The 19,558-nt window shown below is 44.2% G+C and carries 18 protein-coding genes and 2 tRNA genes; 14 read left to right on the top strand and 6 right to left on the bottom strand.

The annotated features are described in order from the left end of the window. The first annotated feature begins 8 nt into the window (after positions 1–8). From folP to rpsO, 11 genes are all read left to right on the top strand, one after another. Positions 9–833, top strand: coding sequence for a dihydropteroate synthase (gene folP / locus EV690_RS04995; protein ID WP_207907507.1), 825 nt, complete (start codon positions 9–11; stop codon positions 831–833). 4 nt (positions 834–837) lie between these two features. Next, entirely contained in the window at positions 838–2,175 is a 1,338-nt protein-coding gene (gene glmM, locus EV690_RS04990; RefSeq protein ID WP_131911814.1) for a phosphoglucosamine mutase, read from the top strand. 161 nt (positions 2,176–2,336) lie between these two features. Beyond that, positions 2,337–2,720, top strand: coding sequence for a preprotein translocase subunit SecG (gene secG, locus EV690_RS04985; protein WP_131911813.1), 384 nt, complete (start codon positions 2,337–2,339; stop codon positions 2,718–2,720). Positions 2,721–2,726: 6 nt separating this feature from the next. After that, positions 2,727–2,813, top strand: a tRNA-Leu gene (locus tag EV690_RS04980). Between the two features lie 59 nt (positions 2,814–2,872). Beyond that, a tRNA-Met gene (locus EV690_RS04975) sits at positions 2,873–2,949 on the top strand. A 139-nt stretch (positions 2,950–3,088) separates the two neighbouring features. Beyond that, positions 3,089–3,547, top strand: coding sequence for a ribosome maturation factor RimP (rimP, locus tag EV690_RS04970; RefSeq protein WP_131911812.1), 459 nt, complete (start codon positions 3,089–3,091; stop codon positions 3,545–3,547). Between the two features lie 12 nt (positions 3,548–3,559). Beyond that, positions 3,560–5,056: a transcription termination factor NusA gene (nusA, locus tag EV690_RS04965; RefSeq protein ID WP_131911811.1), complete on the top strand. Its 1,497-nt coding sequence runs from the start codon at positions 3,560–3,562 to the stop codon at positions 5,054–5,056. A 26-nt stretch (positions 5,057–5,082) separates the two neighbouring features. Continuing rightward, complete coding sequence (gene infB, locus EV690_RS04960; RefSeq protein WP_131911810.1) at positions 5,083–7,821, top strand: translation initiation factor IF-2; 2,739 nt, start codon at positions 5,083–5,085, stop codon at positions 7,819–7,821. 68 nt (positions 7,822–7,889) lie between these two features. Further along, complete coding sequence (gene rbfA, locus EV690_RS04955) at positions 7,890–8,288, top strand: 30S ribosome-binding factor RbfA (protein WP_131911809.1); 399 nt, start codon at positions 7,890–7,892, stop codon at positions 8,286–8,288. Next, a complete protein-coding gene (gene truB, locus EV690_RS04950; RefSeq protein ID WP_131911808.1) occupies positions 8,288–9,226 on the top strand; it encodes a tRNA pseudouridine(55) synthase TruB in 939 nt (312 codons plus the stop codon). Before rbfA ends, truB begins: the two co-directional genes overlap by 1 nt. 93 nt (positions 9,227–9,319) lie before the next feature. Further along, positions 9,320–9,589, top strand: coding sequence for a 30S ribosomal protein S15 (gene rpsO / locus EV690_RS04945; protein WP_131911807.1), 270 nt, complete (start codon positions 9,320–9,322; stop codon positions 9,587–9,589). Between the two features lie 72 nt (positions 9,590–9,661). Here rpsO and EV690_RS04940 read toward each other — a convergent pair whose 3' ends face one another. After that, complete coding sequence (locus EV690_RS04940; protein WP_396022801.1) at positions 9,662–9,847, bottom strand: YgaP family membrane protein; 186 nt, start codon at positions 9,845–9,847, stop codon at positions 9,662–9,664. Positions 9,848–10,119: 272 nt separating this feature from the next. Here EV690_RS04940 and pnp point away from each other — a divergent pair, with 272 nt between their 5' ends. Then, positions 10,120–12,264 (top strand): polyribonucleotide nucleotidyltransferase, encoded by a 2,145-nt coding sequence (pnp, locus tag EV690_RS04935; RefSeq protein ID WP_131911806.1) that lies wholly within the window; start codon positions 10,120–10,122, stop codon positions 12,262–12,264. A gap of 177 nt (positions 12,265–12,441) precedes the next feature. Then, positions 12,442–13,311: a L,D-transpeptidase family protein gene (locus EV690_RS04930; protein ID WP_224054896.1), complete on the top strand. Its 870-nt coding sequence runs from the start codon at positions 12,442–12,444 to the stop codon at positions 13,309–13,311. A 57-nt stretch (positions 13,312–13,368) separates the two neighbouring features. On the opposite strand, the gene EV690_RS04925 is transcribed toward EV690_RS04930, so the two are convergent. After that, positions 13,369–13,620 (bottom strand): Lpp/OprI family alanine-zipper lipoprotein, encoded by a 252-nt coding sequence (locus tag EV690_RS04925; protein WP_131911804.1) that lies wholly within the window; start codon positions 13,618–13,620, stop codon positions 13,369–13,371. A 447-nt stretch (positions 13,621–14,067) separates the two neighbouring features. Here EV690_RS04925 and EV690_RS04920 point away from each other — a divergent pair, with 447 nt between their 5' ends. Next, positions 14,068–15,345 (top strand): hypothetical protein, encoded by a 1,278-nt coding sequence (locus tag EV690_RS04920; protein WP_131911803.1) that lies wholly within the window; start codon positions 14,068–14,070, stop codon positions 15,343–15,345. Positions 15,346–15,492: 147 nt separating this feature from the next. On the opposite strand, the gene crr is transcribed toward EV690_RS04920, so the two are convergent. The 4 genes from crr to cysK all read right to left on the bottom strand — a co-directional run bounded on the left by crr (position 15,493) and on the right by cysK (position 19,499). Next, on the bottom strand, positions 15,493–16,002 hold the full coding sequence (gene crr / locus EV690_RS04915) for a PTS glucose transporter subunit IIA (RefSeq protein WP_131911802.1): 510 nt from the start codon (positions 16,000–16,002) through the stop codon (positions 15,493–15,495). A gap of 41 nt (positions 16,003–16,043) precedes the next feature. Beyond that, a complete protein-coding gene (ptsI, locus tag EV690_RS04910; RefSeq protein ID WP_131911801.1) occupies positions 16,044–17,771 on the bottom strand; it encodes a phosphoenolpyruvate-protein phosphotransferase PtsI in 1,728 nt (575 codons plus the stop codon). Between the two features lie 41 nt (positions 17,772–17,812). Then, a complete protein-coding gene (locus EV690_RS04905) occupies positions 17,813–18,070 on the bottom strand; it encodes an HPr family phosphocarrier protein (RefSeq protein WP_131911800.1) in 258 nt (85 codons plus the stop codon). 463 nt (positions 18,071–18,533) lie between these two features. Then, positions 18,534–19,499 (bottom strand): cysteine synthase A, encoded by a 966-nt coding sequence (gene cysK, locus EV690_RS04900; protein WP_131911799.1) that lies wholly within the window; start codon positions 19,497–19,499, stop codon positions 18,534–18,536. Between the last annotated feature and the right edge of the window lie 59 nt (positions 19,500–19,558).

Genomic DNA, 19,558 nt, shown 5'->3' with positions numbered 1-19,558 from the left:
GGTTGATCATGAAATTAACAATAGCCGGGAAGGTTTATCATCGCCCAATGGTTATGGGGATCTTAAATTGTACGCCAGACTCGTTTTCTGACGGCGGCAGATATCTTGCGGAAGACAAAGCGATTGAACATGCCCGAGCCATGATAAAAGATGGTGCCGATATTATTGATATTGGCGGGGAGTCAACGCGTCCGGGTTCGGCTGAAGTCTGCATTGAAGAAGAACTCAATCGTACCATTGGCCCAATTAAAGCGATCAAACAGGAACTCGGTTGTTTGGTTTCGATTGATACCCGTCACGCACTGGTTATGACCAAAGCATGTGAAGCGGGGGCAGATCTGATTAACGATATTAATGCCCTGAATGAGCCGGGAGCGATTGATGCGGCAGTGCAAGCCGATGTGGCGGTATGCTTAATGCACATGCAGGGCCAACCTGAGACTATGCAAAATTCCCCTTGTTACAATAATATTCTATCAGAGGTGATAAACTATCTAAATAATCGGGCTCAGATTGCGATCGCTGCCGGCGTGAAGCCCGAAAATATCATTCTTGACCCAGGATTTGGTTTTGGTAAAAACGTTGAGCATAATTTTTCTATGTTGCGCCATCTAGAGGACTTCCAAACGCTTGGATACCCTTTGCTGGTGGGCGTGTCACGGAAAAGTATGTTTGGTAAATTGCTCAACCGAGCGGTTGATGAGCGCCTGGCGGCAAGCTTAGCAGGCGCTTGTATCGCTGCAATGAAAGGTGCGGCTATCCTCAGGGTTCATGATGTCCGTGAAACGGCAGACGTTTTAAAAGTAACTTATCACTCGATGGATCACGAATAATAATATGAGTAGAAAATATTTTGGTACGGATGGCGTGCGTGGTCGCGTCGGCGAATTTCCTATTACACCTGATTTTGCGTTAAAACTAGGTTGGGCTGCAGGGCAAGTATTCAGTCAACAAGGGACCCGTAAGGTTCTGATCGGCAAAGACACGCGAATTTCGGGCTATATGCTCGAGTCTGCGCTTGAAGCAGGATTGGCTGCGGCTGGGATTAACGCCAGTTTTATGGGGCCTATGCCAACGCCGGCGGTTGCCTATTTAACCCGGACATTTAATGCTGAAGCTGGCATTGTCATTAGTGCTTCCCATAATCCATATCATGACAATGGGATTAAATTCTTTTCGGCGCAGGGCACAAAATTACCCGATGAAGTAGAGCATGAAATTGAAGCACAAATTGCTAAACCGGTGACCTGTGTCGAATCGGCTCAGTTAGGTAAAGCGTCGCGAATTGTGGATGCAGCTGGTCGCTATATTGAGTTTTGTAAGAGTACATTCCCTTCGGATATGAATTTGAAAGGGCTCAAAATCGTGGTGGATTGTGCCAATGGGGCAACTTATCATATTGCGCCGAATGTTTTTAAAGAACTGGGGGCTGAGGTCATTGCCTTTGCAGTAGAGCCAGATGGACTGAATATCAACGCTGGATGCGGCGCAACAGATACTAAAGCTCTTAGTGCTAAAGTGCTAGAACATGAAGCTGACTTGGGGATAGCTTTTGATGGTGATGGGGATCGCGTCATGATGATCGATCATCTGGGCCATCAGGTTGATGGTGATGAACTGATGTTTATCATTGCTGCGTTTTATCAGCGTCAAGGGTTGCTAAAAGGCGGTATTGTGGGAACTCAGATGACCAACCTAGCCTTTGAGCAGGCCGTTGAAAAACTGAATATTCCGTTTGTTCGAGCCAAAGTGGGAGATCGTTATGTTATGGAGCAACTACTTGAACATAATTGGATGCTGGGTGGTGAAAATTCAGGACATATTATCTGCTTGAATCACACGACGACTGGCGATGGCATTGTTTCTGCTTTGCAAGTGTTAGCCGCGATGCGTTATCATCATCAGTCGCTTCGCGAACAGCTCGGAGGTTTGCGATTGTATCCCCAGATTTTGATTAATGTTCGTTTTAAAGGTCAACAGGATCCGCTGGAAAGTGCAGCTGTTTTAACGGTAGTTGCAAAAGCTGAGCAGCAGTTAGGTCAAGGTGGACGAGTATTGCTTCGTAAATCGGGTACTGAACCATTGTTACGAGTGATGGTTGAAGGCGATAATCATACGCTGGTTGAACGCTTAGCTAACGAAATTGCAGATGAAGTTCGTCGTCAATGTGCCTAATTGCACATAATTTCAGCGAAAAAACACTAGGATAGAAATTTTCTGCAACATTCACTTGTCAATCTTCTGCGGGTCCGTTAATATTCAGCCCGCTTCGGTAATCAGTGGTCCGCTGATTAAAGTCTTGCTAGTGATAGTGAGCCCAAGGTTAAGGTATAGCAATGTACAACATTTTATTAGGTGTATATCTGCTAGTCGCAATAGGTCTGGTTGGCCTAGTGCTGATACAGCAGGGGAAAGGCGCCGATATGGGGGCCTCATTTGGGTCCGGAGCATCAAATACTGTATTTGGCTCCTCAGGTTCAGGTAATTTCCTGACCCGGTCGACCGCGGTATTAGCAACATTGTTTTTTATAATTAGTTTGGCATTAGGTAATCTATCTGCATCACATTCTTCCAGCAGCAGTAAATGGGAGAATTTAGGAAAAGAGCCAGCAGTAACAAAACAAGTTACGCAAAAAGCTCCAGCTAAGCAAAAAGATGCAGCCAAAGTTGCAAAAGATAAAAAAACAAGCAGCTCACCGGTTGACCAAGTACCAGAGTAATTTTTAGCCGAGGTGGTGGAATTGGTAGACACGCTATCTTGAGGGGGTAGTGCCTAATTGGGCGTGCGGGTTCAAGTCCCGCTCTCGGCACCAAATATATACAACTCTTTAAAAGCGGCTGGGGCAATGTTATAATTTTCCCAGTTTTCGGACGCGGGGTGGAGCAGTCTGGTAGCTCGTCGGGCTCATAACCCGAAGGTCGTTGGTTCAAATCCGGCCCCCGCAACCAATCTCGAGGTAAGCTCGGGTAGGCACAAAGAGTTCGGTTTACTCTAAGCCCCGTATTCGGGGCTTTTTGTTATCTTCATGATGCACTTTGTGTCTTGTCTCTGGGCTTTTAGGCCCTTTTTTCTTTTCTGGAGGGGAATTTGGCAACGATTGAGCAACGCTTGACTGAGATGCTCGAACCGGCTGTTGATGCGACTGGCTATGAATTGCTGGGCGTCGAGTTTGTGAGTGCCGGAAAACATTCTGTGCTGAGGATTTATATTGATCATCCGCAGGGTATCACAGTTGATGACTGCGCTGAGGTGAGTTATCAAGTGAGCGCGATTCTTGATGTTGAGGATCCAATCAGTACTGAGTATAACCTGGAAGTTTCATCTCCGGGAATGGAGAGACCTTTGTTTAAGGCCGCTCATTATGAAAAAGTGATCGGTGATGAAATCTTTTTACAATTGCGCATGCCGGTGGAAAACCAGCGTAAATGGAAAGGGAAATTAATTGCGCTTGAAGGTGAAATTATCACACTTGAAGCTAATAATAAGCAGCAACGTATTGCTCTTTCAAATATCAAAAAAGCGCATGTAATCCCTCAGTTTGACTAAAGAGGCTCGGGAATGAATAAAGAAGTCCTATTGGTTGTTGATGCTGTTTCTAATGAAAAAGCAGTCCCTCGGGAAAAAATTTTTGAGGCGTTAGAAATCGCACTCGCAACAGCTACTAAAAAGAAATATGAAGGTGATATTGACGTTCGTGTTGAGATCGATCGCAAAAGTGGCGATTTTGATACATTTCGCCGTTGGAAGGTCGTTCAAGATCAGGAGTCTTTAGAAGCACCTTATCGTGAAATTACATTAGATGCAGCCCGTATTGATGAGCCTGAACTGAATGTTGGGGATTACGTCGAAGAACAGATTGAATCGGTGACATTTGATCGTATTACGACACAAACGGCTAAGCAAGTGATCGTTCAGAAAGTGCGGGAAGCTGAGCGGGCGCAAGTCGTTGAGCAGTTCATTGATCAGGTCGGTGAGCTGCATACAGGAGTTGTGAAAAAAGTCAGCCGCGATAGTGTTATCGTGGATTTAGGTAACAACGCCGAAGGCGTGTTACATCGTGAAGATCTACTGCCTCGAGAAGCTTTTCGTCCAGGTGATCGAATTCGTGCTTTATTGTATGCTGTTAAGCCAGAAGCACGTGGTGCACAGCTGTTTTTGAGTCGCACTCGTCCAGAGATGCTTACCGAGCTGTTCCGTATTGAAGTGCCTGAAATCGCCGAAGAGATGATTGAGCTGAAAGGGGCTGCCCGGGATCCAGGAGCACGCGCTAAAATTGCGGTTAAATCTAATGATCGGCGTATTGACCCAGTGGGCGCTTGTGTGGGAATGCGTGGGGCTCGAGTTCAGGCCGTTTCTGGTGAATTGAGTAATGAACGAGTCGATATCGTACTTTGGGATGATAATCCTGCACAGTTTGTTATTAATGCCATGGCTCCTGCAGAAGTGTCATCCATTATTGTTGATGAAGATAATCACTCGATAGATATTGCTGTTGAGCCCGATAGTCTGGCACAAGCGATTGGTCGTAGCGGTCAAAACGTGCGCTTAGCCTCTCAATTGACTGGTTGGGAGCTGAATGTGATGTCGCTTGAAGATATGCAGAAAAAACATCAGGCTGAAACGCAAAAATCACTGGAATTGTTCCAAGAACGTTTAGGCGTTGATGAGGATTTTGCTGCCGTTTTAGTTGATGAAGGTTTTAGCAGCTTAGAAGAAGTCGCCTATGTTCCGGTCAGTGAATTGTTAACCATTGATGGTATGGATGAAGATATGGTCAATGAGTTACGTGATCGTGCTAAGGCTGCGCTGGTCACTGAAGCTTTGGCTAAAGAAGAAACTTTAGGGGATAAAAAACCAAGTGAGGATCTGCTTGGCTTAGAGGGTATGACCCGTGAGTTGGCTTATGAATTGGCCGTTCGTGGTGTTTCAACCTTGGAAGATCTGGCTGAACAAGGCGTTGATGATATCGTTGACATCGACGAGTTAAACGAAGCCAAAGCAGGTGAATTAATTATGGCCGCCCGACAAATCTGTTGGTTCGGTGATGAAGAATAATAACGTCGACGGAGGAATTTCGCTATATGACAGCAGTTTCAGTAAAACAACTCGCAGACGACGTGGGTACAACCGTTGACCGCCTGATTAAACAGTTTGCCGATGCCGGTATCAAAAAGCAGGCGGCTGATGATATAGTTGCAGAAGATGAAAAGTCGAAGTTACTTGATCATCTAAAGCAACAACACGGAGAAGAAGGTCAGCCAAGTCGGATGACCTTAAAGCGTAAAACTAAAAGCACCTTGAGTATTCAAGGGACGGGCGGCAAGTCTCGTGACGTTCAGGTCGAAGTACGCAAAAAACGCACTTATGTTAAGCGCAGTGTAATTGATGAAAAATCTAAAGCTGAAGAACAAGAACGTTTAGAAGCTGAAGAGAAAGCTCGTCAGGAAGCCCAAGCGAAACGAGAAGCTGAAGAAAAAGCGCGCCAAGAGGCTCAGGAAAAAGCAGCAGCCAAAGCCAAGGCAGATGCTCAAGCGAAAGCTCAGGCAGAAAAAGCTAAAGCTGAAAAAGAAAAGGCGCACAAAGAAGCACAGGCGAAAGCCGAGAAGGCAAAGGCGGAGGCTGATCCAGAAGTGGCAGCAGCAGAACAAGCGAAACGGGAAGAACAAGAGCGGCTCAAGACTGAACAAGAGCAAGCAGCGATTGTTAAGGCCGAACAGGAAGCTAAACGAAAAGCTGAAGAAGCAAAACGTCTAGCAGAGCAAAATGAGCAACGTTGGGAAGAGGAAGAGAAAAAGCGCAAGCAAGCTGAAGACTCTGACGATTATCATTTCACAACGTCCAGCTATGCCCGAGAAGCAGAAGACGAAGAAGCTCGTAAAGAAGAGCGTCGTCCTCGGCGTAAGAAGAAAAAGGCTGCGGCTAAAGAAGAAAATGGTGATAAAGCAAACGGGAATAACAACCGTCACCAACGGGGGCGTAAAGGCGGCAAAAATCGGCGCAATCGTCAGGTCTCCACACCAACTTCAATGCAGCATGGATTTAATAAACCAGCGCAACCTGTCGAACGAGACGTTCGCATTGGCGAAACGATTACAGTAGCTGAGTTGGCTAATAAAATGGCTGTCAAAGCAACTGAAGTCATTAAAACAATGATGAAGATGGGTGCAATGGCAACGATCAACCAAGTGATTGATCAAGAAACTGCACAATTAGTCGCTGAAGATATGGGCCATAAAGTGGTTCTGGTTAAAGAGAATGCGCTTGAAGAAGAAGTTCTGCAAGAAGCTTCATCTTATCAAAGTGACGCGACTTCGCGTGCGCCAGTTGTAACGATTATGGGGCACGTCGACCACGGTAAAACTTCATTACTCGATTATGTGCGTCGCGCTAAAGTGGCCGCCGGCGAAGCCGGTGGGATTACTCAGCACATTGGTGCATATCGAGTCAAAACTGACGAAGGTCAGATGATTACGTTCTTGGATACCCCTGGACATGCGGCGTTTACCGCAATGCGTGCTCGTGGTGCTCAAGCGACCGATATCGTCGTGTTAGTTGTTGCTGCTGACGATGGTGTTATGCCACAGACTATTGAAGCGGTTCAGCATGCAAAAGCCGCTGGTGTACCTATAGTCGTTGCAGTTAACAAGATTGATAAACCAGAAGCTGACCCTGATCGTGTTAAAAATGAACTGGCTCAGTATGATGTCATCCCAGAAGATTGGGGCGGTGATACACAGTTTGTGCATGTCTCTGCTAAAACTGGGGAAGGGATTGATAATCTGCTCGAATCGATTTTGTTGCAGTCAGATATTCTGGAACTGAAATCAGTATCAACCGGTCCGGCATCAGGCGTTGTAATTGAATCTCGTCTTGATAAAGGTCGTGGTTCGGTTGCTTCAATTCTGGTTCAGCAGGGTGAGTTGAACAAAGGTGATATCATCCTCTGTGGTCTTGAGTATGGCCGTATTCGGGCAATGAAAGATGAGCATGGTCAAGATATCGAAACTGCAGGTCCATCTATCCCTGTTGAGATTCTAGGTCTCTCTGGTGTCCCATCTGCTGGTGATGAAGCCACGGTTGTTCGAGATGAGAAAAAAGCCCGTGAAGTTGCACTATATCGTCAAGGTAAATTCCGCGATGTGAAACTGGCTCGTCAGCAAAAAGCGAAACTGGAAAACATGTTTGCGAACATGGAAGAAGGTGAAGTGAATGAGCTGAACATCGTTCTCAAAGCAGATGTTCAAGGGTCATTGGAAGCGATTGCTGACTCACTGACTAAACTTTCTACTGATGAAGTGAAAGTGAACATCATTGGTCGTGGTGTTGGCGGGATTACGGAAACAGATGCAACCCTTGCAGCGGCATCCAATGCGTTGGTCTTTGGTTTCAACGTTCGTGCAGATGCATCCGCGCGTCGTGTCATTGAATCAGAACACGTTGACTTGCACTATTACAGCGTGATTTACGACCTGATTGACGAAGTCAAAAAAGCAATGTCTGGTCTGTTATCACCTGAATTCCGACAGGAAATTATTGGCTTGGCTGAGGTGCGTGAAGTCTTTAAATCACCTAAAATTGGTGCAATCGCTGGTTGTATGGTGACCGAAGGGGTGGTTAAACGTAACAACCCAATTCGTGTCCTACGGGAAAATGTCGTGATTTATGAAGGTGAACTTGAATCACTGCGCCGTCATAAAGATGACGTAAACGAAGTTCGCAACGGCATGGAATGTGGTATCGGTGTTCGTAACTATAATGACGTTCGAGTCGGCGACCTGATTGAGGTCTTTGAAACCGTAGAAGTTCAGCGTAGTTTATAATTCAATAAAGCAATTGAGCAAAAAATGGGGGCTGATTTGCCCCCATTTATATGTTTGAGGTAAATACCATGGCAAGAGAATTTAGTCGACCACAACGCGTGGCTCAGCAAGTTCAAAAAGAAGTGGCGGTTATCTTGCAGCGTGAAATTAAAGATTCACGCCTTGGTTTGGTGACGGTATCGTCGGTTGATGTGACCCGTGATCTGGCATACGCCAAAGTTTTTGTAACCTTTCTTGATGACAGTGAAGAAGGGATTAAGCAAGGTTTAGAAGCTTTGGAAGATGCCAAAGCTTATATCCGTTTATTATTAGGTAAAGCAATGCGTCTGCGTGCTGTACCTGAGCTGCGTTTTGCTTATGATAAATCACTGGTTGAGGGGATGCGGATGTCAAGTCTGGCCACTCAGGCGGTTAATGAAGACCACCGTAAGCAGCAAAAACATAATCAGCATGATGAGGATAATTAATGGCGCGTAGGACCCGTGGCCGCAAAGTGGATGGTATTTTACTGGTGGATAAACCCACCGGTAAAACTTCAAATGCGGTACTGCAACAGGTAAAACGGATCTATTTTGCACAAAAAGCTGGCCATACAGGGGCGTTAGACCCTCTGGCAACGGGTATGCTGCCTATTTGTTTAGGTGATGCAACGAAGTTTTCACAATATCTGCTTGAGTCTGATAAACGCTATCAGGTTTGCGCAAAACTAGGGCAACGAACGACCACATCTGATGCGGACGGCGAGGTGGTTGAAACTCGTGAAGTCAATGTCACGATCGCGCAAATAGAACAAGCATTGGAGCGCTTTAAAGGTGTGATTGAGCAGGTTCCATCGATTTATTCAGCTCTTAAATATCAAGGCAAGCCGCTTTACTGGTATGCTCGCGAAGGGATTGATGTCCCGCGTAAATCACGGCCAATTACTGTTTATAGTATTGATATTATCAATTTTGAAGACGATTTGTTAAAACTTGATATCCATTGCAGTAAAGGGACCTATATTCGCACTATTGTTGATGATTTAGGTGAGTTACTAGGCTGCGGAGCTCATGTGGCGCAATTGCATCGCTCTCATGTCGGTGATTATCCATCGGATCAGGTGATTAGTTTACAGAGACTTGAAGCATTATTAGAACAGGCAACAGAGCAGGAGATTGTTCCCGCAGAGCTTCTTGACCCATTACTGCTTAAAATGGATAGTGCAGTCAGTTGTTTGCCGACTATCGATGTAAGTGAAGAGTTGGGGTTACTGCTGATGCAGGGTCGAGCTGTTGAACTTGACAATGTTGCTAAAGGGGCTTTATTGCGTCTTTATGTTGGAGATGAACGCCGCTTTATTGGTATCGGGATGGTGAATGAGGATGGCCTTTTAGCGCCGAAGCGATTAATCGCGCTCGATGCTTGATCTGGGCTATATTTATGTCTAAAATGGCGCGTCCTGTTGACGCTGAATTAGTGATTGGCGTTGACATTGTTAGACTTAATTAGGAGTAATTCCATGTCACTAAACAATGAAGAAAAAGCAAAAATCGTTGCTGAATTTGGCCGTGGTGAAGGCGATACTGGTTCACCAGAAGTACAAGTTGCGTTGTTGTCTGCTCAGATTAACCATCTGCAGGACCACTTCAAAACTCATATTCATGATCATCACAGCCGTCGTGGCCTGTTGCGTATGGTTAGTCAGCGTCGTAATTTGCTTGACTACCTCAAAGGTAAAAATGCAGAACGTTATCAGTCTCTGATTTCGCGCCTGGGTTTGCGTCGCTAAGCGTCGCCCCTTTACAGGTTAAAAAGAGGAGCTCAGGCTCCTCTTTTTTAATGAATTATTTTGATATGTATTTCAGTGACGGGTTGAAAACCCAATCAACTGGTACAGTGGACAGTAGTTAAAGACTGCACTGAGGATAGGTACGACGCCAATCCACCCCCATAGACCAATATAGCCAAGCGCCATTAAGCCTATCAATACGACACCGATTACAATCCGCAAGTATTTATCCCAACCACCGACATTTGCTTGTATCATATTCTTGTCCTGTTGTGATGTATCAGTACTATTCAGTCTTCATTATATAAGATTTTTCTAATTTAATGTTTTTATTTGTATCGTTATGGTTAGAAAATGTGCTGTGTGGCATTTATCGTGACAACCACTGTAATGCTGTCAATGCAGCAGAGGGTGTTGATACAATATATGGAAACGGCAATCGTGGTTAAGATTATCTTTTATCCAATAGATGCTTTATACTAGCCGCGAAATGAAAGAAAGATTAAAAAGCGCAAACGAAGGAAATTCACGTGAATCCTATTGTTAAAAAATTCCAATATGGCCAGCATAGTGTCACGCTGGAAACGGGCGCCATTGCTCGTCAGGCTGATGCAGCGGTCATGGTGACCGTTGATGACACAGCGGTCTTTGTTACTGTTGTTGGCAAAAAAGAAGCAAAACCAGGACAAGACTTCTTCCCGCTGACAGTTAATTATCAAGAACGGACATATGCAGCTGGTCGTATTCCAGGTGGTTTCTTTAAACGTGAAGGTCGTCCATCTGAAGGTGAGACTCTGATTGCGCGTTTGATAGACCGTCCTATTCGTCCGTTATTCCCTGAAGGGTTTGTTAATGAAGTGCAGGTCGTTGCAACTGTAATGTCTGTCAACCCTCAGATTCAGCCTGATATCCCTGCTCTGATTGGTGCTTCAGCAGCATTGTCTTTGTCAGGTATTCCTTTCCATGGTCCAATTGGCGCTGCTCGTGTTGGCTTTATCAATGGTAATTATATCCTTAACCCAATGGTTGATGAATTACCTGAAAGCAAACTAGATCTCGTTGTCGCTGGGACTGAAAAAGCTGTATTGATGGTTGAGTCCGAAGCTCAAGAGCTGCCTGAAGACGTTATGCTGGGGGCTGTCATGTACGGTCACGAGCAAATGCAAGTGGTAATTGAAGCGATCAACGAATTCGCGAAAGAAGCTGGCAAACCCGCTTGGGATTGGCAAGCACCTGCGAAAAATGAAGCTCTGAGCAGTAAAGTGAAAGAGTTAGCTGAGCAGAAGTTGGGCGAAGCGTACCGAATTACTGAAAAAGCAGCTCGTTACGATGCTGTTGATGCAATTAAAAAAGAAGTTACAGATCAGCTGATTGCAGAAAATGAAGAGTTAGATCCGATGGAAATCGGTGATGAGCTGGTTAAAATTGAGAAAGCTGTTGTACGAAGTCGTATTCTGGCTGGTGAACCACGTATTGATGGTCGTGAACCTGATATGGTGCGGGCATTGGATGTGGCAACTGGTGTTCTGCCGCGTACCCATGGTAGTGCTATTTTCACCCGTGGTGAAACTCAGGCATTGGTTTCTTGTACATTGGGGACTCAGCGCGATGCACAAATGATTGATGAGCTAACTGGAACGCGCACTGATCACTTCTTATTGCATTACAATTTCCCTCCATATTGTGTGGGTGAAACTGGCATGATGGGGTCTCCTAAGCGCCGTGAGATCGGCCATGGTCGTTTGGCAAAACGTGGTATTGCTGCGGTTATGCCTGATGAGAGTGAATTCCCATACACAGTTCGTGTGGTATCAGAAATCACTGAATCAAATGGGTCTAGTTCAATGGCGTCTGTTTGTGGCTCTTCGCTAGCACTGATGGATGCAGGGGTTCCGATTAAGTCATCGGTTGCAGGGATTGCAATGGGCTTGGTTAAAGAAGGCGATCAGTTCGTCGTCCTGTCTGATATCCTCGGCGATGAAGATCACCTTGGTGATATGGACTTTAAAGTAGCCGGTACCGAAAATGGTGTAAACGCGCTGCAGATGGACATAAAAATCGAAGGGATCACGAAAGAGATCATGCAGATTGCTTTGAATCAGGCCAAAGGTGCACGTATGCATATCTTGGGCGTGATGAATGAAGCAATCGGTGGTGCACGTCAAGATATCTCTGAATTTGCGCCACGCATCCATACCATGAAGATTAGTCCAGAAAAAATTAAAGACGTGATCGGTAAAGGTGGTGCGACCATCCGTGCGCTGACCGAAGAAACAGGAACTACCATCGAGATTGAAGATGACGGTACTGTTAAAATCGCAGCAACTGATGGCGATCAGGCAAAATATGCAATTGCGCGAATTGAACAGTTAACGGCTGAAGTAGAAGTTGGACAAATTTACCAAGGTAAGGTTGTTCGTTTGGCCGATTTCGGTGCTTTTGTTCAGATCCTGCCAGGTAAAGATGGTTTGGTTCATATTTCACAAATTGCCTTTGAGCGAGTCAACAAAGTGTCTGACTACTTGAAAGTCGGTGATGAAGTGAAAGTGAAAGTACTTGAAGTAGACCGTCAAGGACGTGTTCGCTTAAGTATGAAAGAAGCTATGCCTAAACCAGAGCCAAAAACTGAAGAACCAGCAGAAGATGCCAAAGCAGATTCAACCGATAACCAGTAAGGTTAACTCGGAGCGTTTGTTCAGATGAAAAGGCCCGCTTAAAGCGGGCCTTTTTACATTTGTAATTCTTCCAATACAATGAAATTCCCGCTTATAATTTGTTTATGGTAAGCTCAGATTACATCTAATTTGTGAGATAGCTTCATGTTGTTTAGAGTTTTTCTTTTATGCTTGGCCATGGTTAGTTGCAGTGTCTGGGCGAGGACTTATCCATTACCTGCTGATAACGGCCGTCTAGTAGGCCACAATCAGTATTATATTGTTAAGAAGGGGGATACCCTTGCATCTATTGCGAATCACTTTGATATTGGCTTTTTGGCCCTAAAAAGCGCTAATCCTAAAGTCGATCCATTCTTACCGACTCCTGGAACAAAATTATTGATCCCTTTGCTTCAGATGTTACCTGAAGGTGAACGCGAAGGCATTGTTGTGAATCTGGCTCAGTTGCGGCTTTTTTTCTTCCGACCTAAAGCACATGAGGTCGATATCTTCCCGATCGGAATTGGACGAATTGGTTGGAACACGCCCACTACTACGACCTATATTTCGCAGAAAATCCCCCACCCAAGCTGGACACCTACGCAACATATTCGTAAAGAGTATGCGGCTCAGGGCAGACCCTTGCCGGAAGTTGTCCCTGCGGGGCCCAATAACCCATTGGGGGATTATGCGATGCGCTTAGCCTATGGTGCAGGGGATTATTTGATTCATGGCACTAATAAAGATTTTGGTGTTGGGCTTCGGGTCAGCTCCGGGTGTATGCGACTTTTTCCAAGGGATATTAAATATTTATTTTCAAAGGCCAAAAGGGGAATGCGGGTAAGAATTATTAATCAGCCTTTGCAATATACTCGTCAACCTGATGGCAAACTCTATCTGGAAGTCACTCGACCACTGAGTCAAACGACTAATGATCAGAATGGGGTTGTTAACCTTCCTAGTAATCCAAAACTCATAAAATTTATTACGCAACGACAGGTTGATAGTAAGAAAGTGACTGAGGCATTAAGAAGACGAGCGGGTTATCCGGTATTAATTAGCCAGTAATGAGTTATATAAGGCGTGCTGAACTTATATATTGTTCAACACGCCGAGAAGACAACACTACTTGGTGTAAGACTTAGCAATGTGGTCAATACGTTGGTTGGCGCGAGCTGCTTCTGATTTAGCTTCCTGCGCAGCCATTTTCGCAGAGTTTACATCGCTTGATAGGGTGCTCTGTTCTGCTTGTAGTGCAGAAACTTGATCAGACAGAGAATCAAGTTTATTACTTAAAGTTTTGTTACTAGTGTTAGAGCAACCCGCTAATAACAGCGGTGCCGCCAACGCGCCAGCGATTAATAAAGTCTTTTTCATTTTTTCATCCTTTCGTGACTGAATACTTATATTATCGTAATACTATATGCCAATCATAGGTAACCCGCATATTTATTCTGTTCGTTCGAACAGCTACTAAAAGCACTATCACTATATAGTATAGATATAAATAATGGATCACCGAATGTGCTTATATGTAAATTAAAAGCACTGGCATTGATGATGATGTTTAAAGTCGGTAATGTCAATTTTATAGCAACGAAGGCCTTAATTTTCATGAATTAACGCGGGTTTCATCGGGCAATATCAGCAAATATTTTAGGAGAAAACCAACTGCTGACACACCTGTCATTATAGGTAGAACATGAGTGACAGGCTAAAAGGTATTGAAAGGTCTGTTTAAATCGGTAATGATAACGACTTCAATTATTCTCTGGGCTATCCTAAAGTGTCGCTTTGGGGAAGGCTCCGCTGTAACAGTTCATCATGAATCAAAATCGCGTAACGATGCAAAACAAAGCTGCAGGCTGGCTTATTTTATTAACTGCTATTTTCTATCTATGTGCTTCATTCTTGCCTCTTGGTTCGCTTTGGGCTGGTCTTTGTGCTTGGTCAGCCGTGGTAATGTGTTGGCCTGCGTTGACTCGTTCGTCGAAACAGCAATCAAGTATTTTATTTGGGATCGGTGTATTGCTGCTGATTTGGGCTCAGTTGGTCGGCGGTCCGGTTATATTAAAAGAAGCAGCTACCCGTAATTTGCCATTGCTGACAATGTTTGTAGCGGTCTCTTTTTTATCTTTGACTAATCCCAGTGAAGAAGATAAATCTCAGCCAACAGGGCGTAAAGGATTTTGGTCGACTCTTGGCGCTTGTCATCTGCTTGGTTCAGTGATTAACCTTTCTATCGTTTTTGTGGTCGGCGACCGGCTGGCACGTGGTGGTAAACTCTCTCAGCGCCAAACACAAGTTATTATGCGAGGGTTTTGTTCTGGCGCTTATTGGTCGCCTTTTTTTGTGGCCTCTGGTGTTGCGATGACTTATTCACCGGGTGCTCAGTGGCAACATACGATGATCCCAGGGGTGCTCATGGCGGTTGCAATGGCGCTGATCACATTCTGGGAAGTCAAACGTGGTGATATCGAAGCGTTTAAAGGTTATCCACTGAAAGTGGATAGTCTCATTATGCCGATTGTTTTAGCAACTATTGTGATGGTTTGTCATCATTTGTTTACGGGGATCCATATTCTGACACTGATCAGCATTGTGGCACCTATCGGGGCTGTTTTTTTTATGCCTGTTCGTCCGCGAGTTCAGGCCTTAAGTTATTATATCAATGGTCGGCTCTCTAATGTTGCCAGTCAGTTTGCTCTCTTTCTCGCAGCTGGAGTGTTTTCAACTGGGATAGGTTGTTTGATTCAAGTTTATCCATCTATGGTTGCGTTTCATGCTAGTTCATTAACGCCTTTGGTCTTTTTAGTGGTTAGCGGGGGGATGATCCTTATTTCATTGATTGGTGTCCATCCGGTTGTCAGTATTTCCTTAATGGCACCATTATTAGCGCCTTTAGGTGCGAGTGCCAATCAGCTAGCCTTTTTGTTTCTCTCTGTGTGGGGAACCGGAACAGCTTCTAGCCCTCTATCAGGGGTTGGTTTGGCGATGATCAGTCGCTATCAGGCAACCAGCCGTAGCATTCTAAAACTTAACTTCCGTTATATGATTTTATTGTGGTTAATTGCCACTGGTGTCGATTGGGCACTATTTTAATGATGGGATGTTAAATAAGTTTAATGATGGGATGTTAAATAAGAGATTTCTCTAAGAGGTAGGCGAGCTAACTTATAGCTGTCCTATAGCTGTTAAATATTAGCAGTTTGAGCAAAGCCACCTTGCTACTCAAGGTGGCTAATGTCTCTATTTAACGACGCGTAATACAGTTGTTTCTGCAACAACAACTTGGCCGGACATTTTCTGAAGCTCTTTGACTTCATCCATGTTAGAGATAACAACGGGTGTCAAAACTGACTTCGCCTTTTCTTCTAGCAGTGCTAAATCGAACTCGATGATAGTATCACCTTTTTTCACTGACTGGCCTTCTTCAGCGATGCGTTTGAAACCTTCTCCTTTGAGCTCAACAGTATCCACTCCAAAGTGAACAAAAAGTTCAATACCGTTGTCTGATTCCAGCGAGAAAGCGTGGTTAGTTTCAAAAATTTTACCGATAGTTCCATCACAAGGTGCAACCATTTTGTTCCCAGTTGGTTTAATAGCAATTCCATCACCAACAATTTTTTCGGCAAATACAACATCAGGAACTTCTTCAATTGGCACAATTTCCCCTGATAAAGGTGCGCCAATTTCATATCCTGCGTTATCTGAACTATCTTCTGAAACTAGTTTTTTCAGTTTATCGAACAGCCCCATGCTATAAGCTCCTCAAGTCAATGCGATTTTATCAATGGCGACTAGCAAACCGCTTTTTGTTTAATAAATTCATCCATCAGGCCTGCTATTTCATCTGCTGTTGCTGATGCAAGAGCCTGTTCAGCCAGTTGTTTCGCATCTTCAAAATTAATATTGCGAACTAATTTTTTTATGCGAGGGATAGATATCGCACTCATAGAAAATTCATCAAGCCCCATACCTAAAAGCAAAATAGTTGCATTTTCATCCCCAGCTAACTCCCCACACATCCCAGTCCATTTACCAGCCGCGTGAGAGGAATCAATAACCTGCTTAATGAGGTTAAGAACCGACGGCGTCAACGGATTGTACATCTGTGAGATAAGCTCATTTCCTCGGTCAACAGCCAATGTATACTGAGTTAAATCATTAGTCCCAATACTAAAGAAGTCAACTTCTTTGATCAAATGATGGGCAATCACGGCAGCTGCAGGTGTCTCAATCATGATACCCACTTCAATGCCTTCGTCAAACGATTTACCTTCACTGCGTAGTTCTTCTTTAAGTTTTTCAATTTCTTCTTTTAAAAAGCGAATCTCTTCTACAGCAATAATCATCGGGAACATAATCCGGATTTTACCGAATGCTGAGGCCCGAAGTAGCGCACGTAACTGAGTATGCATGATTTCTGGACGGTCAAAGAAGATACGTACAGCACGCCAGCCCAAGAATGGATTCATCTCTTTAGGAAGGTTCAAATAAGGGAGGTCTTTATCACCACCAATATCCATCGTACGAATAATGATTGGGTGATTAGGCATACTTTCAGCGACATCTTTATAGGCCTGGAACTGTTCATCTTCAGTTGGCAGACTCTCACGGTCCATGAATAAGAACTCTGTCCGGTATAGGCCAACGCCTTCGGCACCGTTACGGATAGCCCCTTCAACATCTTTTAAACTACCGATGTTTGAACATACTTCAACCTGATGACCATCTAATGTAAGTGCAGGTAAATCTTTTAACTTAGCGAGTTCTTCTTTTTCAGCTAAGAAGTCACTTTGACGTTGTTTATAGACGTCTAGTTGATTTTCTGTCGGTTTAACGACAATCTCATTATTCACTGCATCCACTACGATGAGGTCACCGTTTTTGACTTTCTTGGTGATATCGTTCGTACCGACAATTGCTGGTAATTCTAATGAGCGAGCCATAATTGACGAATGCGATGTCCGTCCACCGAGATCAGTGACAAAACCCAAAACCTTGTCTAGGTTAATCTGAGCTGTTTCTGATGGTGTTAAATCACTAGCGACAACAATAACTTCTTCTTTAATCCCGCTAAGTGAAACAATTTCAATACCTAAGGCGTTTTTGACTAAGCGAGTGCCGATATCGCGAAAATCGGCAGCTCGTTCACGCAAATAGGGGTCATCTAGATTAGCCAGCATTTCAGCGTTCTGTTCAATAACTTCGTGAATGGCTCGGTCCGCTGAAGCTAACTCATCCCGGATGAAGGTTTTGATATCTTCTTCCAGTTCTTCGTCTTCAAGTAACATGATATGTCCTTCGAAGATCGCCTCTTTTTCTTCGCCGAAAGTCGCTCCTGCCATTGCCTTGATATCTTCAAGTTGTTCGGAGGTCTTTTTTCTGGCGTCTAGGAAACATTGAATTTCCCGGTCGATTTCGCTGGATTTTATAGGGTGTTTGTTAATAACGATTTGATCTTCGCTTAACAACAGTGCTTTACCAAATGCGATACCTGGTGAAGCTGGAATTCCTGATATCATAATTTAAACCTTTTAACTGAGTGATAAAGATGGGCTGATGACTATTCTAATTCGTCCATCAGAGCAACCAATTTGGTTACGGCATCTTGTTCATCAGCACCTTCAGCACGGATAGTAATTTCAGTTCCTTTAGCTAAGCCTAAAGTCTGTAACTTGAATAAACTTTTAGCGCTAGCCGATTTACCTTCACTAATGACACTGATGTCACTGTTAAAGGATTTTGCTTCTTTAACAAACTGGGCGGCAGGACGAGTGTGCAAGCCGTTTTCAGCAGTAATAACAACGCGTTTCTCAAACATAGGTGTACCTCTTTATTTTAACTATGTACTTTATTTTTAGATTTAAATGAGCGATATAAACACTCATTTTGTGATTTAGTTTGTAGTAAAATAACGATCTTTAGCCTTGTAAGATTTAATCTATATCAAACTATAGGTCAGTCTCATACGAGCCAATTTACAATTTTGATACCTTGCCCTACATACGGCCCCAAATCTTAAGCTGATCATGCATTAATTATTTTTATGTCAGTAAGAAACCACTTTTACTTTATATTCTTGTGGCAGTGACGGCTGGGCGAAAAGTATAGTGATTATTGGAGCTAATCTCAAACAGTTTAAACCCGGTCATGTGCCAACCAAGGCTTTATGTTAACACAGCTATCGAGAGTGCGATAAGTGAATATTTTCGGCTGGTGGAAGCCCAAAGTTGCAAATGAAAAAGCCAGCTTAAAAGCTGGCTTTTTGATCATTTGATACAAAATTACTGAACATTTTCAGATTCTGAGAACATGTTGGCAAACAATGGCGTACTTAAATAGCGTTCTGCTGAACTGGGTAGAATGACGACGATAGTTTTATCGGCAAACTCAGGCAATTCAGCGAGGCGAGCGGCGACAGTGACAGCAGCCCCTGATGAAATACCCGCTAAGATCCCTTCTTCTTCCATGAGTCGGTGAGCCATGGCAAATGATTCATCATCGGTTACTGTTTCAACACGATCGACTAAATCAAGATCAAGGTTTTTAGGAATAAAACCTGGACCAATCCCCTGGATCTTATGAGGGCCGGGCTTAATTTCTTGTCCCGCTTTTGCCTGTGTGATCACAGGTGAAGTGGCTGGTTCTACAGCAACACTAATAATGTTTTTACCTTTCGTTTTCTTCAGATAACGGGAGGTTCCGGTTAAAGTCCCGCCGGTACCAACACCAGCAATGAAGACATCAACTTCACCGTCAGTATCTTCCCAAATTTCAGGGCCCGTTGTTTTTTCGTGGATCTCTGGGTTCGCAGGGTTTTCGAACTGCTGCAACATGACATATTTGCTGTCACTGTCAACGATTTCTTGGGCTTTTGCAATTGCTCCTTTCATCCCTTTAGGCCCCTCAGTTAATACCAAATTAGCACCGAGGGCTTTAAGTAGTTTGCGGCGTTCAAGGCTCATGCTTGCAGGCATTGTTAAGGTGATAGGATAACCGCGAGAAGCTGCAACAAACGCAAGTGCAATCCCCGTATTACCACTGGTTGGTTCAACGATCTCTTTGCCGGGCCCTAACAAGCCTTTTTTCTCAGCATCCCACACCATGTTGGCACCAATTCGGCATTTCACACTGAAACTTGGGTTACGCGATTCGATTTTGACTAAAACATTCCCTTTCGTTACCCGATTCAGTTTTACTAGGGGGGTGTGGCCAATGGTTAGCGAGTTGTCTTCAAAAATGTTGCTCATATGGTTTTACCCTTACATTAACGTTTATTGTTTACTCTCTAGGATATAGCTTCAATTAT

Origin of the sequence: Celerinatantimonas diazotrophica (genome assembly GCF_004339545.1) — a bacterium.
In the GTDB taxonomy this organism is placed as follows: domain Bacteria; phylum Pseudomonadota; class Gammaproteobacteria; order Enterobacterales; family Celerinatantimonadaceae; genus Celerinatantimonas; species Celerinatantimonas diazotrophica.
The sequence above is the reverse complement of the archived record's forward strand: the minus strand, read 5'-3'. Positions and strand labels throughout refer to the sequence as shown.